This is a genomic window from Yersinia sp. 2542 StPb PI (assembly GCF_048593855.1).
Classification (GTDB): Bacteria; Pseudomonadota; Gammaproteobacteria; order Enterobacterales; family Enterobacteriaceae; genus Yersinia; species Yersinia enterocolitica_E.
Genome location: NZ_JAZGQA010000114.1, coordinates 1 through 15264, shown reverse-complemented (window position 1 = coordinate 15264; position 15264 = coordinate 1). Strand labels below are relative to the sequence as shown.

The following is a 15264-nucleotide window of genomic DNA, read 5'->3' as shown; positions in this document are numbered from 1 at the left end:
ATACTAATATCAATTAGTTATGCGATTTTATTGACGATTGAAAATGAACGGTCAATCGCATGGTAAGCCGGGGACGCGTTATTTCAGTGTTTCTGAGAATATTTGATCTTCATCGCAGAATGAAATGTTTCTTCTGTAATTTGATTTTATGAAAAAAATATTTGTTTATAATCCCTGCTATGTTTCTCCTTACTGTCGTCAGCCAGGCGAAAGCTAACAAGTCTGCTGCTTCTCTCCGGCATATGTATCTTCAGGGGCTGAACGTCACTTGGTCACCATGATGTAGCGCAACAGAGCAAAGGATGGGTAAATGAATAAGATTCGGCTAACCACTGCACAGGCATTAGTCCGGTTTTTGGACAACCAATACCTGCAAGTTGATGGTCAGGAAATCAAATTTATCAAAGGGATTTTTGCTATTTTTGGCCACGGTAATGTGCTGGGAATGGGGCAGGCGTTGGAACAAAACTGTGGCGATTTAGTGGTTCATCAGGGGCGGAATGAGCAAGGGATGGCCCATGCCGCTACCGGTTTTGCCAAACAAAAACTGCGCCAGCAAATTTATGCCTGCACCTCATCCGTCGGGCCGGGCAGCGCTAATATGATTACCGCCGCTGCAACGGCAACGGCCAATCGTATTCCCCTACTATTGCTCCCAGGCGACGTATTTGCATCCCGCCAACCGGACCCGGTGTTACAACAAATAGAACAATCTCATGACATTAGCATCAGCACTAATGATGCATTCAAACCGGTTAGTAAATACTGGGATCGCATTACGCGGCCAGAACAACTGATGAGCGCCTGTATTAATGCGATGCGGGTTCTGACTGATCCGGCAGAAACGGGGGCTGTGACACTGAGCTTGCCACAAGATGTGCAGGCTGAAGCCTATGACTATCCTGACTATTTCTTCCACAAGCGAGTTCATCGCCTTGACAGACGCCCTGCCAGTGCCGCCATGCTGGCTGATGCCATTGCGTTACTGACTGCCAAACGCAAGCCCATTTTGGTGTGTGGGGGAGGGGTGAAATACTCGCAAGCCGGCCAGGCATTGCAACGATTTGCTGAATGTTTTGGTTTGCCGTGGGTAGAAACGCAAGCCGGTAAAGGCACTATCAGCTCAGAACATGAATTAAATCTTGGTGGTATTGGTGAAACCGGTTGCCTGGCTGCTAACACATTAGCAAAACAGGCGGATCTGGTGATCGGCGTTGGCACTCGCTATAGCGATTTCACCACGTCTTCTAAATGGTTATTCCAGAATCCAGACGTTTCATTCCTGAATATTAATGTCAGTGCCTTTGATGCCGGTAAATTGGATGGTTTGCAATTGTTGGCTGATGCGCGTGAGGCATTATCAGCATTGCATCAACAGCTTGGCACTACCGGTTATCAAGCCGGATGGGGGGGTGAAATTGCTCGCATGCGCGCGGAACAATTAGCTGAAACGCAGCGGGTTTATCAGGTGCAATACCGTGCCGACGATTTCGTTCCTGAAATTAATGACCATTTGGACCGTGAACAGGTTTTTGCTGAATTTATCAATAAAACCGGCTCTTTCTTGACGCAAAGCCAAGTGCTGGGAGTACTGAATAACACATTACCTCCTGATGCCATCATTGTTGCGGCTGCGGGTAGTTTGCCCGGCGATTTACAGCGGGTGTGGCGTACCAAAGGGAGTAACGACTATCACGTCGAATACGGTTATTCGTGCATGGGTTATGAGGTGGGTGCCGCACTGGGTGTGAAGCTAGCTGAACCAGACAGGGAGGTCTACTCATTGGTTGGGGACGGCGCATTTATGATGCTGCATTCCGAACTGGTTACCTCTATTCAAGAGCGTAAAAAAATTAACGTTGTGCTGTTCGATAACATGACGAATGGCTGCATCAATAACCTGCAAATGGAACATGGCATGGACAGCTATGCCACAGAATTCCGCTTTCGTAATGAGGACACAGGCCAATTAGATGGCAGTCTTGTTCCGGTTGATTTTGCCATGCTGGCTGCCGCCTATGGCTGTAAAACATATCGTGTTTCTACCGAGCAACAACTGATCGATGCATTAACCGATGCCCATTCGCAGGCAATTTCTACCTTGATTGACATAAAAGTGCTGCCAAAGACCATGGTACATAAATACCTGAGTTGGTGGCGGGTTGGGGTTGCTCAAGTTTCTGAAAGTGAACGAACCGATGCAGTCGTTCGTGAACTGGAAAAAAATATCGCCAAAGCCCGTGATTACTAAGGCTAATTAAGCAGGCAATCAATGCGTTATACCCAATAGCTTTCAACACACAAAATGGCGGTACAGGGATGTGCCGAGTCATGAGGGCTGCCAACGCACCTGCAACTTGAGCTGGATGTGAAGTCGTAAAACGAGCAGGTATCACCTGCAAACCGAAACTTCATGAGGAAAATAATATGTCGTTAAATATTGGTGTCATCGGAACAGGTGCTATCGGCCAGGATCATATTCGTCGTTGCAGTAAAGTTTTACAGGGTGCTCGTGTGGTTGCTGTAACGGATATCAATCAGCAGCATGCCACTAAAGTTATTCGTGATCTGGGTATTGAGGCGAATATCTATGCCGATGGGCATGAAGTGATTAATGCAAAAGAGGTGGATGCGGTATTAGTCACATCTTGGGGGCCGAGCCACGAAGAGTTTGTTCTGGCAGCCATTGCTGCGGGTAAATATGTATTTTGTGAAAAGCCGTTGGCGGTGACAGCTGAAGGGTGTAAGCGAATTGTAGACGCTGAAGCCGCCAAGGGTAAGCGCTTGGTTCAGGTTGGGTTTATGCGCCCTTATGATCAAGGTTATCGCGCACTGAAAGATGTGATTACTCGTGGGGAAATCGGTGAACCTTTGATGCTGCATTGTGCTCACCGTAACCCGAGAGTCGGCGAAAATTACACCACCAATATGGCTATTACTGACACATTGATCCATGAGATTGATGTACTGCGCTGGCTGCTGGATGATGATTATGTCTCCGTTCAGGTTGTTTTCCCACGTAAAGCCAAACACGCTAAAGCGCATCTGAAAGACCCGCAGGTGGTGTTATTTGAAACGGCGAAAGGAACGCGCATTGATGTTGAAATCTTTGTGAATTGCCAATATGGCTATGATATTCAATGTGAAGTGGTAGGTGATACCGGTATTGCAAAATTACCAGAACCCTCATCCGTGCTGATGCGCAGCCAGGCACGGCTATCGCATGAAATACTGACCGATTGGAAAGACCGCTTTATTGATGCTTATGATGTTGAGTTACAAGCATTTATCAATGACGTTTTAGCTGAAAAACTCACCGGTCCTTCTGCCTGGGATGGTTTTGCTGCCGCCGTTACTGCGGATGCCTGTATTGCGGCACAGAACAGCGGTGAAATTGTTCCTGTGAGTTTGCCGCCACGACCTGATTTTTATAATAAATAACATCAAACTCTGCTGCCTGTGCGCTAGCTAGCCTGCTGCCGCATAGTCAGGTTTTTTGTTGCAAATGGAGTTTATCTCAAGCTTGCATGTATCTTGCGTGAAACGGGGGAGCGATGAAGATTGCATTTGATGTTGATGTCATTAAAGACCTTGGTATCAGCAATATGGTTCGTCAAGTGGCAGAATGGGGATATGACTATATTGAACAATCACCGCATCCGCAGTTAAACCCATTTTATAAACACCCAAAAGCGGGCCGCGAAGTTGTTGCTGAATATAAGAAAGTACTAAAAGAAACCGGGGTGCAAATATCTTCCTTTATTGTGGTTTATCGTTGGGCTGGGCCACTCGAGGCAAGGCGGCAGGCTGCGGTGACCAACTGGAAGAGAATGATTGAAATTGCAGTTGAAATGGGTGTCTCTGTGATTAATACCGAACTTTCTGGCGATCCAAATGAGCCAGAAGTTTGCGAAGAGATGTGGTATCGCTCAATGGAAGAGTTATTGCCGATTATTGAACGGGAAGGGATTCGGGTAGAGATTCAATCTCATCCGTGGGATTTTTGTGAAGAAAATAATGAAACCGCAGATTTAGTGAAATCACTCCGCAGCGATAATGTGAAGTATCTGTATAGCGTGCCCCATACCTTTTTCTACGATAAAGGCAAAGGGGACGTTGCCAGCATGCTGAAATATGCGGGTGTTGACCTTTCTCATGTATTGATTGCCGACACCATGAATCACACCAAGCATTGCCGTTATATTGTGAATCCACCGGGTGTTGATGCGGTTATTCATCAACATGTTGGTATTGGTGAAGGGGAAGTCGATTTCTCTGCCTTATTTCAAACTCTGCGCGATATGGATTTCGCTAATCGCACCTTTAAAGTCGGTGGTGAGTCAATTATTGCGACTTCTCTTTTTGGTTATCCAGAAAAAATGGTGCATCAGGCGGTGGCTACTCGCGAACGTATTGAGCGCGAATTGTTGGGGAAATAAAGTCGCCCGGCGGCCTCAGTTGCAAGTTCTCTTTAAGATTTTAAATAAAAACGTAACCCAACGTTATTGACGTTGCGGTGAACAACGCCGCAGCTTCAAGCGCCAACGGTATATTTTTCTGCATTAAAGACGGGCAATTAATCACATTTTAATTGTATTCATCTCTATAAATTGGATGTATCGCAGAGGTTTATTATGAATAAAGAACGTGTGAAGTTAGCAATCGCGCCAATTGGCTGGACCAATGATGATATGCCTGACTTAGGCAAAGAAAATACCTTCCAACAATGTATCAGTGAAATGGCTCTTGCAGGATTTACTGGTTGCGAGGTTGGTAGTAAATACCCGCGAGATCCTAACGTACTTAAACCTATGCTTGAGCTGCGCGGTATGCAGATTTGTAATGCATGGTTTAGCACTTTCTTTGCCGATGACCGGCGGGCCAAGACCATTGATGAATTTATTAATCATATGAATTTCCTCCATATAATGGGGGCAAAAGTGATTGGTTGCTCAGAACAAAGTAAGAGCATTCAAGGGACGACGAAGGCAGTATTTGAAGAAAAACCACACTTCACCGATGTGCAATGGCAGCGAGTTGCTGATGGTTATAACGAATTAGCCAAGATTGCGGCAACCAAAGGTATGCAAGTCTGTTTGCACCACCATATGGGGACGGGGATCCAAACTACCGAAGAAATAGATCGTTATATGAGTATGGTTAACGACGATGTATATCTGCTCTTTGATACAGGTCATGCCTATGTTTCTGAGGGGAGCCAGGCGGCGATGCTGGCTATTTTGGAGAAATACCTGCCGCGTATTAATCATGTTCATTTAAAAGATGTGCGGGATGAAATAGTGGCTGATGTGAAAGTGAATAAACTCAGTTTCCTCGATGGGGTGAAAAAAGGCATGTTCACTGTACCGGGCGATGGGGTAATTGATTTCCGTCCGGTATTTAAATTGCTGGATGAAAAAGGTTATCAGGGCTGGATGGTCGTAGAGGCAGAGCAGGATCCGGCTATCGCTAATCCATTTGAGTATGCAGTGAAAGCCCGCCACTATATTAAAGAAACCGCGAACATTTAGTCATATTCAGTTATGGCAGGGGATAGGTTGGTACACTATCCCCTGAGGATTAGGCGGATATCTTGATTCGCCCCATATGATACGCATCGATATATTGGCCCTCGCGAAAAGCAAAGCGTGGGCTGGTACCTTCAATTTCAAAGCCAAACTTGCGGTAAAGCGCGATAGCCGCCAGGTTATCGACAAACACTGTTAGCTCAATACGTTGTATATTCAACCAGTTATCACATAATTCAATCATAGCAGTCATTAATGCACTGCCGATGCCTTGTCCACAGTAATTTGCATCAACAGCAATACTAAAAGTGGCGACATGCTTACGCCGTGCCCGTTGGTTGGCTTCGACAGTCAGTTGTCCAACGATCTCCTCGTCAATACATGCCACCAGGCTATGCATCCCGGCGGGAAAATCTTTAATTCTTTTGGCCCACATCTCTTCAGAAGGTAGGGGAAGCTGTAACGTGTCGCGATAAACCTGTGGATGAGAAAATAACCGCCGCAAAGCGGGATAGTCGGTGAACTCCACATGGCGTATCTGCACATTTTCCATAAACATACCCTTACTCTTACTCTTACTGTTTGAATTACCTAATAAAATAGCGTTTTATTTACCTGAGTCAATAATATTGCAAGTGGTTAGAAAAAACACTTTACAAGTGAGAGTGATAATGATTATCATTGTCGTGCTTTCAGATGAGACCATCAGCGTTTAGGTGTTCACATTACGAAGGCACGACATTGCTCACATTGCTTCCAGTGTTTACTTAGCCAGCCGGGTGCTGGCTTTTTTTTTGCCTATTTTGCACTGTTTGTTCGCTGCATCATTGGTTCGTAGGCAGTCATATCTCAAGTTCTCTCAACGTTTTCTTTCGCTAATTACTTCAAATTCAAATCATTTGTCTTTCAACTTATTAATCAGTCGAATTTTTTGAACAGAGGAGTGAGTTTTTTACGCTTTCATATTCTCCCGCGACATCTAGACTAAAGAAAACGTTGAGGAGAACTGAACATGATCTATTTACGCAAAGCAGAAGAACGGGGCCATGCTAATCACGGTTGGTTGGACAGTTGGCATACCTTCTCATTCGCTGATTATTACGATCCAGAATTTATGGGGTTTTCAGCACTGCGAGTGATTAACGAAGATGTGATCGATGCAGGTCAGGGGTTTGGTACCCATCCGCATAAAGATATGGAAATCCTGACTTATGTGCTGTCTGGTACTGTCGAGCACAAAGACAGTATGGGTAATAAAGAGCAGATCCATGCCGGTGAATTCCAGATTATGAGCGCAGGTACCGGTATCCGCCATTCAGAATATAATGGCCGTGACGACCAACCGCTGCATTTGTACCAGATTTGGATTATCCCCAATAAGACAGGTTTGGAGCCGCGTTATGAACAGCAGATGTTTGATATCCCGCAAGGGCGGCAGTTGGTGTTATCACCGGATGCCCGCGATGGCTCGCTGAAAGTATTCCAGGACATGACACTCTGGCGTTGGGCACTGAAACGTGAGGAGCAGTCCATTTATCAGATTCAAGCAGAGCGCCGCATCTGGATACAGGTAGTCCGTGGTAAGGTCTCTATCAATGGGCATCATGCCGCGACCAGCGATGCATTCGCTATCTGGGATGAAGCTGCACTTTCTATTCATGCTGATGAAGACAGTGAAATTTTGTTGTTTGATTTACCGCCAGTTTAAGTTTGACCATCCCATACCCTAATAATTCGAGTTGCAGGCAGGCGGCAATTGAGTGACAAATTGGTTGCAAACCATTTTGAACGGCGCTTGCGCTGGCCCGCAGGGTGAGCCTCTGATGAGGCTCATAATCCCGATGAGCTTACTCAGGTAAGTGATTCGGGTGAAAGAAAGCAGCCAATGCATATGCAGCTTGAAGTATGACGGGTATATGTAAAAAAGGGTATGTGCATCGCGCCATACCCTTTTCTTTGCTAGAATAGTATCCCATTTACCCAGCCTCAGTTCATTGATAATGAAGAAAAAAAGGCCAGTGCTCCAAGACGTCGCCGATATGGTTGGGGTGACCAAAATGACCGTCAGCCGGTATTTGCGTAATCCAGAACAAGTTTCCGCGCTTTTGCAGAAAAAAATCGCGCTGGCGTTAGACGAACTGGGCTATATCCCCAACCGCGCCCCCGATATCCTGTCCAACGCGACCAGTCATGCCATCGGCGTATTGTTGCCGTCATTGACCAACCAGGTTTTTGCCGAGGTTTTGCGCGGCATTGAGAGTGTGACGGATGCGCATGGCTATCAGACTATGCTAGCGCACTATGGCTATCAGAAAGAGCGTGAGGAGCAGCGGTTAACCTCGTTACTCTCTTATAATATCGACGGCCTAATCCTCTCCGAACGTCACCATACCGCCCGTACATTGAAAATGATTGAGGTCGCGGGGATTCCAGTCATTGAGCTGATGGATTGTATTTCGCCGTGTATTGATTTGGCCGTGGGCTTTAATAACTTTGAAGCGGCAAGGCAGATGACGCAGCAAGTTATCGCCAAAGGCCATCGCCATGTTGTCTATTTTGGCGCACGTCAGGATGAGCGTACCGTCATTAAGCAGCAAGGTTATGAGCAGGCGATGCGTGAATCCGGTTTGGTGCCGATGAGCGTGATGACCAGCCGTTCATCGTCATATTCGGCAGGTGCTGAGTTGTTGCGTGAAGCGCAAGCCAGTTATCCACTGATTGACAGTATTTTTTGTACCAATGATGACCTGGCAATTGGTGCCGTATTTGAGTGTCAGCGTCAGGGGTTATCTATCCCTTATGATATGGCAATAGCGGGTTTCCATGGTCACGATATTGGCCAGTCGATGGTACCCAAGCTGGCCAGTGTGCTAACCCCGCGTGAAAGAATGGGGCAAATTGGTGCCGAGCGTTTGCTGGCAAAACTGCGCGGAGAGGCGGTAGCGCCGAGGATGGTTGATGTTGGTTTCACCATCCTCCCCGGCGGCAGTATTTAAATCACAATGGTTTAGCTAAATAACTATTGCTGCCAGATGCTATATCACCATGGCTAATAACAGGCAACCGACCAGGCCGCAGACCGAAATAATGGTTTCCAGCACTGACCATGACTTAAAGGTTTCCACAATGGTCAGGTTGAAGTACTCCTTGAACAACCAAAAGCCCGGGTCGTTGACGTGAGAGAAAATCACGCTACCGGAGCCGACGGCAATAACCATTAATTCAGGGCTGGCACCGGTGGTGGCAATGAGCGGTGCTACGATACCGCCAGCCGTAATCGCCGCCACTGTCGCAGAACCTAGCGCAATACGCAGTACGGCTGCGATTGACCATGCCATCAGAATTGGTGATAAACCGCTGCTATTCATCATGTTGGCAATATAATGATCGACGCCACTGTCGACTAAAACCTGTTTGAAAGCACCACCGCCGCCGATAACCAATAGCATCATTGCAATGATTTTGATGGAGTCGGTCACGGTATCCATCACTGATTCCATTGACCGGCCACGGTTTAAGCCAAAGGTGAAAATCGCTATCAATACAGCGATTAAGGTGGCGATCACCGGGTCACCGAAGAACTCCGCATAAGAGAGCACTGGGTGGCCTTTTGGCAAAATCATCTCTGCCACTGCCCGCAATGCCATCAAAATCACCGGAACCAGCGCTGTACAGACACTGACGCCAAAGCTTGGCATCTCTTCATCGGTGAAGGTTTTCGGGTTATACAATCCTTCTGGTACCGGTTTATCAATTCCTTTTAGGAAGCGCGCAAACACCGGGCCGGCCAGAATAACGGTCGGAATTGCCAGTAAAGTCCCGTACAGCAGCGTTTTACCCATATCCGCATGGAAAATGGTCGCAATAGCTGTTGGGCCGGGGTGAGGTGGTAGGAAACCGTGGGTTACCGACAAGGCTGCAGCCATCGGCACACCGACATACAGCAGTGGGATTCGGGCGGATGCGGCGATACTGAATACCAGTGGCAGCAACAGTACAAAGCCCACTTCATAAAACAGCGCAAAACCGACAGTAAAACCGGTCAGCACGACCGCCCACTGAATGTGTTTTTTGCCAAATTTATCAATCAGTGTGGTCGCAATTCGTTGAGCGCCGCCACAATCAGCCAGTAATTTACCGAGCATGGCACCAAAGCCCATAATCAGCGCCAGACTGCCTAACGTTCCGCCAACCCCAGCTTTGATTGAGCCGACGACTTTATCGACTGGCATCCCTTGCATGATACCTACCGCCAGCGCGACCAGTATCAGCGAGATAAATCCGTTCAGTTTGAAACGGATCATCAGTAACAGCAGCATGGCAACGCCAACCGCGACAATGACTAATGGCATAGTATTTCTCCAATAACTTTGGGTATTTCGTTTTTTGTTATGATTTGCGGTCAGCTTCTTTTTATCGTCAGTAGGGTCGGAAGATGGCCTTTGTGATAAAAATCACATCTTCATTTGTTACCGGTATCATGATACCGGTAACATGGTAAAATACGGAACCATAGAGAGCAGTAAAATTCCCATTCTGAGATAGAGATCAACATTATGGCAGGACATAGCATTATCGTGATGGGTGTATCGGGTAGCGGCAAAACCACGGTAGGAGAGGCTGTAGCCCGCCAAATCCATGCCAAATTTATTGATGGTGACGATCTACACCCTCGCGCCAATATTCAGAAGATGGGCAGCGGGCATCCACTGAATGATGAAGATCGTATGCCGTGGCTGGAGCGTTTGAGTGATGCTGCCTATAGCCTGAATCATAAAAATGAAACCGGTATTATTGTCTGCTCAGCGCTGAAGCGCCGTTATCGTGATCGTCTGCGGGAAGGTAATCCGGGGATGGTGTTTATATATCTAAAAGGCAGTTTCGACGTCATCATGGAGCGATTAAAAGCTCGCTCTGGCCATTTTATGCCAACTGATCTGCTGAAAAGCCAGTTTGACGCGTTGGAAGAGCCGGGTTCAGATGAGCCAGATGTTCTCTGCGTCGATATTGATGCGGATATTGATAACGTGGTGCAGCGTTGTGTATTAGCACTGAAAAGTCGTAACTAAAGTGAGTTTATACCCAAGAGGGCGCGCCCCTCTTGGATTGCGCAACTGAGGCCAACCCTATTTGGTCAAATATGCCCGCACACCATCTAAAAACATCTGCGTAGATAGCATCACCAAAATTAACCCCATCAGCCGTTCCAGCGCACTGACACCTTTATTACCCAGCAGGCGCAGGAACAGATTCGACATCAGCAAAATCGCCGCAGACAACCCCCACGCAATCATCAACGCCAACACTAAATGGCTAATTTGATTAGGATATTGATGCGACAGTAGCATCAGCGTTGCCAGAATCGATGGGCCTGCCACTAAGGGAATAGCCAGTGGTACTAAGAATGGCTCTTCCCCAGCCGATAACCCGGTAACGTTACTTTCTGGGGTGGGGAAAATCATCTTAATTGCGATTAAAAACAGAATAATACCGCCAGATATCGACACCGTTTCAGTTCGCAGATTTAGGAACGCCAGAATCTTCTCGCCAGCGAACAGGAAAATCAGCATTAATATCAGCGCAATGAGCAATTCGCGAATCAATACGACTCGCCGCCGCTTAGGTTCCAGATGCTTGAGTACCGACATAAAAATCGGCAGATTTCCCAGTGGGTCCATAATCAAAAACAGCAGCACTGTTGCCGCAATCATCTCAGTCATTATTACCTCTAAGGGACTGGCGTTTCCCGCCAATCAAAGCCACATATTAGGAAGATTGCTTTGAATCATTCTGGTATCGAATAAATTCACTTGCCACTTTGTCCATATTTTGTAAGGTGGTATCAGGTCTATCTTAGTCAGTCTGCCGTACCCTTACAGCGCGCAGTTATACAAGACAGGCATCCATTAATCGGTGTCACCTTCCAAGGCAGGACAGTAAACATGAAAAATGTTGGTTTTATCGGCTGGCGCGGTATGGTCGGCTCAGTGCTCATGCAACGCATGATTGAAGAACGCGACTTTGACGGTATTCGCCCGGTCTTTTTCTCCACCTCGCAACATGGCCAGGCCGCGCCGACATTTACCGGCCAGCAAGGTACGTTGCAAGATGCTTATGATATTGATGCGCTGAGTGCATTGGATATTATCATCACCTGCCAAGGGGGAGATTATACCAACGAAGTTTATCCAAAGCTGCGAGAAATCGGCTGGAAAGGCTATTGGATCGACGCCGCTTCTTCTCTTCGTATGCAAGATGACGCAATTATTATTCTGGATCCGGTCAACCATAGTGTCATTCAACAGGGTTTAGATAAAGGTATCAAGACCTTTGCGGGGGGTAACTGTACGGTTAGCCTGATGCTGATGTCTTTGGGTGGTTTGTTTGCTAATAATTTGGTTGAGTGGGCATCAGTTGCCACTTATCAGGCAGCATCCGGTGGTGGCGCGCGCCATATGCGTGAGTTGCTGACTCAGATGGGTATGCTACATGCTGGCGTGGCTAAAGAGTTGCAAGACCCGGCCTCTGCCATTTTGGATATTGAACGTAAGGTCACTGCTGCAACCCGTAGTGGTACCTTGCCAACTGATAACTTTGGCGTACCGCTGGCAGGTAGCCTGATCCCGTGGATCGACAAACAACTGGATAATGGTCAGAGCCGCGAAGAGTGGAAAGGCCAGGCTGAAACTAACAAAATTCTGAACACCAGCAGCGTCATTCCAGTAGATGGTCTGTGCGTGCGCATTGGTGCGCTGCGTTGCCATAGCCAAGCTTTTACGCTGAAACTGAAAAAAGACGTGCCATTGCCAGAAATTGAGCAAATGTTGGCAACGCACAATGACTGGGTTCGTGTTATCCCGAATGACCGCGAGTTGAGCATGCGTGAACTGACTCCGGCTGCGGTAACCGGTACATTGAATACCCCGGTTGGCCGCCTGCGTAAATTGAATATGGGGCCGGAGTATCTCTCCGCCTTTACTGTAGGTGACCAGTTGCTATGGGGCGCGGCAGAGCCATTGCGCCGTATGCTGCGCATCTTGATGTGATTGGTTATTAAGAGTAATAACGATAAAGCCCTGATCTTATGGTCAGGGTTTTTTTATATGATTAACACGGCTTTTTTGTATCCCTCGATGTGTCAGCAACTACGTTGCACGTCACCCGGTACGGGCTTCGCACTACAGCAATTGGCTGATATTCAGCTCTTCCATTAAACGATAGTTATCTGAATAATCCACTGGGATGGCAATGACTGCCGGGCCTAATACATCCATAGCTTGATGCAATTTATGGGATAATTCGTCAGCAGATTCTACGGCAAAACCTTTCGCCCCAAAGGATTCGGCGTACATTTTGAAATCAATCGGGCCAAAGCTAACTCCCGATGGCCGATGGTATTTTTTCTGCTGCTGTATTTCCACCATGTTGTAACCGTTATCGACCCAAATAATATGCAGTAAATTGCTTTTCAGGCGCACGGCGGTTTCCAGCTCCATACTTGATTGCATGAAACCGCCGTCACCCGATACGGATACGACCTTTTGATGTGGGTTCACCAGTGCTGCGGCAATGGCCCATGGCAGTGCAACGCCCATAGTCTGTTGACCGTTTGACATCAAAATTTGGCGGGTGCGGAAGCTGTAAAGATAGCGGGCAATCCAGATGTGAAAGCTCCCCATATCGACACATAAGGTCACGTCACTATTAACAATATCCTGCATTGCCCGGACCAAACGCAGCGGATGAATAGCGAAACCACTCATATGGTCAGCCCGGCTGGCCAAGTCTCGTCGTTGGCGGCAGCGCTCTGTCAATACCGCCTGTGTTGCCAATGTTAACATTAACGGGCCATGTATCCGTGGGGCTAATGCATCCACTGTAGTGGCAATATCGCCCAATAACTCTTTTTCTGGTTGATAGGCTGCATCTATTTCGGCGGGTAAAATATCCAGATGTATCAGTGTCGCCTGGCCACTGTTCCACAGTGCTGGGTCATATTCCACTGGGCTATAACCGATGGTGATAATCACATCGGCTTGTTGTAGTAACTTGTCGCCAGCCTGATTATTAAATAAGCCCACCCGCCCGGCAAAATGATCAAAGTGTGCCTGATCAACCACCCCTGCGGCTTGATAGGTGCTGGTGACCGGTATTTTGCTATGGTGAAGTAAACGCCGTATGGCTCGAGCGTTTGCCGGCTGGCTGGCCATCAATCCGAGGAGCAAAATGGGATTTTTAGCGTTGTTAATCAACTTAGCCACGGCAGTAATCTCATCCAAGGGGGCACCGCCACTGTGTGGGCATGGTTGATGAATCAACGCCTGGCTGGTCACAGGGTTGTTGAGGATATCTTGCGGCAGGCTAACAAAGGCCGCGCCCGGCCGACCAAATTCAGCGGTTCTAAAGGCATTACCCAGGACTTCTGACAGCGCCGCAGAGGCAGTTACCTCCGCACTAAACTTAGTTATCGGGCGAAAAATACTCACAGTATCCATACTCTGGTGAGTTATTTTCAGGCTATCGGCCCGCTTTACCGCGCCGCCTAGCGCCACCACCGGATCCCCTTCAGAGGTCGCTGTTGCCAGCCCGGTAACTAAGTTGGCGCAACCCGGCCCTGAGGTGACTAATGCAACGCCTGCTTTACCGGTTAACCGGCCGATGGCCGCAGCCATGAAAGCCGCATTCGCTTCGTGGCGCACCACAATCGTTTGAATGCTGGAATCTTCCAGTGAATTAAATACTCGATCAATTTTAGCGCCGGGAATACCGAACACCTGTTTTACACCTTGCTGCTCTAAATGATTAACCACCAGATCAGCCCCGCACTGCCAAGCCTGAGTATGCGTTTCATTGGTCATGATGTGTTGTCCTCTATGGTTGATTTAGCCGCTATTAATTGATGTTTTACCGCCGGTTAACTTTCTACCGCGCGGATGGCGTTATTGAGATTTTGCGGGGAGAGATTGGCCTGGAGAAAATCAGCTTCCTGCGGCAGATCGATTACCAGTTTGGCCACGGTGCCGAAGGTCAGAACACCCTTTTCCAATTGGTAGTCGAGCACATGGCCACCGCCATTGCGGGTGTCAGTAATAAAATGCTCGTGGTAGCCGGCAACATTTATTCCTTGGGTATAGTCCGGGCTGCGAAAACCGATGATCACGCCATTTTGCTGGGTGAAATCAAACGTCGGTTGCTCGGAGATGGCTTCAAGCATGGGTTTATAGGGGCGCTGTTGGCAGGGAACGGTGCGGGTTTCAACGTGGCTGAAGGTGCCATCAATACGCAGAGCACAAAACAGATTATCTGTTTTGGTAAGGTCATCAATCAGGTTATGGAGCTGCTTTCTGCTTATTTTATGTTCGAAACTGCGTTTTTCGGTCGGCTGAAAAAAAGTCATTACTGCGAAAGGTGTCTTCTGTTCTGGTTGTGCTGAACGGGCGCTGCCATCGGATCGTAATTGATAAATTTTACTGTTTAGTGCGACTAATTCACCATCAAGATTGTTAAATGTTCCTAATCCAAAATCACCGTGTTTCAGTAGTTCTGCCATGGTGATTTGGCCTTCATAAACCCCACTAATTAGCGCGCTCATTAGTGATGTTTGATAAATAATGCACTCAGAATGCTTTTCTCTATAGGCAATAAAGCTTTTTACAATCTCTTGAGTACATGAACAATGCGATGTTATTGATTTAGTCATCTCTCTCTCCGTCTTACCTGTAACATAAATTATATT

General features: G+C 47.4%; 13 protein-coding genes. 8 read left to right on the top strand and 5 right to left on the bottom strand.

Annotated features, from left to right (window positions below; all coding sequences use genetic code 11):
- The first annotated feature begins 310 nt into the window (after positions 1-310).
- From iolD to iolE, 4 genes are all read left to right on the top strand, one after another.
- Positions 311-2251, top strand: coding sequence for a 3D-(3,5/4)-trihydroxycyclohexane-1,2-dione acylhydrolase (decyclizing) (iolD, locus tag V1952_RS14200; protein WP_420074956.1), 1941 nt, complete (start codon positions 311-313; stop codon positions 2249-2251).
- A 176-nt stretch (positions 2252-2427) separates the two neighbouring features.
- On the top strand, positions 2428-3441 hold the full coding sequence (locus V1952_RS14195; protein WP_372560291.1) for a Gfo/Idh/MocA family protein: 1014 nt from the start codon (positions 2428-2430) through the stop codon (positions 3439-3441).
- Between the two features lie 113 nt (positions 3442-3554).
- Entirely contained in the window at positions 3555-4439 is an 885-nt protein-coding gene (locus tag V1952_RS14190) for a sugar phosphate isomerase/epimerase family protein (protein ID WP_372560292.1), read from the top strand.
- Positions 4440-4634: 195 nt separating this feature from the next.
- Positions 4635-5531: a myo-inosose-2 dehydratase gene (gene iolE / locus V1952_RS14185; RefSeq protein WP_420074955.1), complete on the top strand. Its 897-nt coding sequence runs from the start codon at positions 4635-4637 to the stop codon at positions 5529-5531.
- Positions 5532-5580: 49 nt separating this feature from the next.
- Here the strand turns inward: iolE and V1952_RS14180 are convergent, their stop codons facing one another.
- Complete coding sequence (locus V1952_RS14180; protein WP_420074954.1) at positions 5581-6081, bottom strand: GNAT family N-acetyltransferase; 501 nt, start codon at positions 6079-6081, stop codon at positions 5581-5583.
- Positions 6082-6540: 459 nt separating this feature from the next.
- Here V1952_RS14180 and V1952_RS14175 point away from each other — a divergent pair, with 459 nt between their 5' ends.
- Both V1952_RS14175 and gntR read left to right on the top strand, forming a co-directional pair.
- Positions 6541-7236, top strand: coding sequence for a pirin family protein (locus tag V1952_RS14175; protein WP_372560294.1), 696 nt, complete (start codon positions 6541-6543; stop codon positions 7234-7236).
- Between the two features lie 292 nt (positions 7237-7528).
- Positions 7529-8524 (top strand): gluconate operon transcriptional repressor GntR, encoded by a 996-nt coding sequence (gntR, locus tag V1952_RS14170; protein WP_372560295.1) that lies wholly within the window; start codon positions 7529-7531, stop codon positions 8522-8524.
- A 39-nt stretch (positions 8525-8563) separates the two neighbouring features.
- Here the strand turns inward: gntR and gntT are convergent, their stop codons facing one another.
- Complete coding sequence (gene gntT / locus V1952_RS14165) at positions 8564-9880, bottom strand: gluconate transporter (RefSeq protein WP_372560296.1); 1317 nt, start codon at positions 9878-9880, stop codon at positions 8564-8566.
- Positions 9881-10084: 204 nt separating this feature from the next.
- Here gntT and V1952_RS14160 point away from each other — a divergent pair, with 204 nt between their 5' ends.
- Positions 10085-10597: a gluconokinase gene (locus V1952_RS14160; protein WP_083161277.1), complete on the top strand. Its 513-nt coding sequence runs from the start codon at positions 10085-10087 to the stop codon at positions 10595-10597.
- Between the two features lie 57 nt (positions 10598-10654).
- Here the strand turns inward: V1952_RS14160 and V1952_RS14155 are convergent, their stop codons facing one another.
- Positions 10655-11248: a YhgN family NAAT transporter gene (locus V1952_RS14155; RefSeq protein WP_005186017.1), complete on the bottom strand. Its 594-nt coding sequence runs from the start codon at positions 11246-11248 to the stop codon at positions 10655-10657.
- A gap of 222 nt (positions 11249-11470) precedes the next feature.
- Between V1952_RS14155 and asd the strand changes: the two genes are divergently transcribed.
- Positions 11471-12574 (top strand): aspartate-semialdehyde dehydrogenase, encoded by a 1104-nt coding sequence (gene asd, locus V1952_RS14150; RefSeq protein ID WP_083161275.1) that lies wholly within the window; start codon positions 11471-11473, stop codon positions 12572-12574.
- A gap of 132 nt (positions 12575-12706) precedes the next feature.
- On the opposite strand, the gene alsS is transcribed toward asd, so the two are convergent.
- Both alsS and budA read right to left on the bottom strand, forming a co-directional pair.
- On the bottom strand, positions 12707-14386 hold the full coding sequence (gene alsS / locus V1952_RS14145; protein ID WP_420074953.1) for an acetolactate synthase AlsS: 1680 nt from the start codon (positions 14384-14386) through the stop codon (positions 12707-12709).
- Between the two features lie 56 nt (positions 14387-14442).
- Entirely contained in the window at positions 14443-15228 is a 786-nt protein-coding gene (budA, locus tag V1952_RS14140; protein ID WP_372560298.1) for an acetolactate decarboxylase, read from the bottom strand.
- Positions 15229-15264: the final 36 nt, after the last annotated feature.

Coding starts and splice junctions, on each gene's coding strand:
- iolD (WP_420074956.1), top strand. CDS start 311: ATGAATAAGATTCGGCTAACCACTGCACAGGCATTAGTCCGGTTTTTG.
- V1952_RS14195 (WP_372560291.1), top strand. CDS start 2,428: ATGTCGTTAAATATTGGTGTCATCGGAACAGGTGCTATCGGCCAGGAT.
- V1952_RS14190 (WP_372560292.1), top strand. CDS start 3,555: ATGAAGATTGCATTTGATGTTGATGTCATTAAAGACCTTGGTATCAGC.
- iolE (WP_420074955.1), top strand. CDS start 4,635: ATGAATAAAGAACGTGTGAAGTTAGCAATCGCGCCAATTGGCTGGACC.
- V1952_RS14180 (WP_420074954.1), bottom strand. CDS start 6,081: ATGGAAAATGTGCAGATACGCCATGTGGAGTTCACCGACTATCCCGCT.
- V1952_RS14175 (WP_372560294.1), top strand. CDS start 6,541: ATGATCTATTTACGCAAAGCAGAAGAACGGGGCCATGCTAATCACGGT.
- gntR (WP_372560295.1), top strand. CDS start 7,529: ATGAAGAAAAAAAGGCCAGTGCTCCAAGACGTCGCCGATATGGTTGGG.
- gntT (WP_372560296.1), bottom strand. CDS start 9,880: ATGCCATTAGTCATTGTCGCGGTTGGCGTTGCCATGCTGCTGTTACTG.
- V1952_RS14160 (WP_083161277.1), top strand. CDS start 10,085: ATGGCAGGACATAGCATTATCGTGATGGGTGTATCGGGTAGCGGCAAA.
- V1952_RS14155 (WP_005186017.1), bottom strand. CDS start 11,248: ATGACTGAGATGATTGCGGCAACAGTGCTGCTGTTTTTGATTATGGAC.
- asd (WP_083161275.1), top strand. CDS start 11,471: ATGAAAAATGTTGGTTTTATCGGCTGGCGCGGTATGGTCGGCTCAGTG.
- alsS (WP_420074953.1), bottom strand. CDS start 14,386: ATGACCAATGAAACGCATACTCAGGCTTGGCAGTGCGGGGCTGATCTG.
- budA (WP_372560298.1), bottom strand. CDS start 15,228: ATGACTAAATCAATAACATCGCATTGTTCATGTACTCAAGAGATTGTA.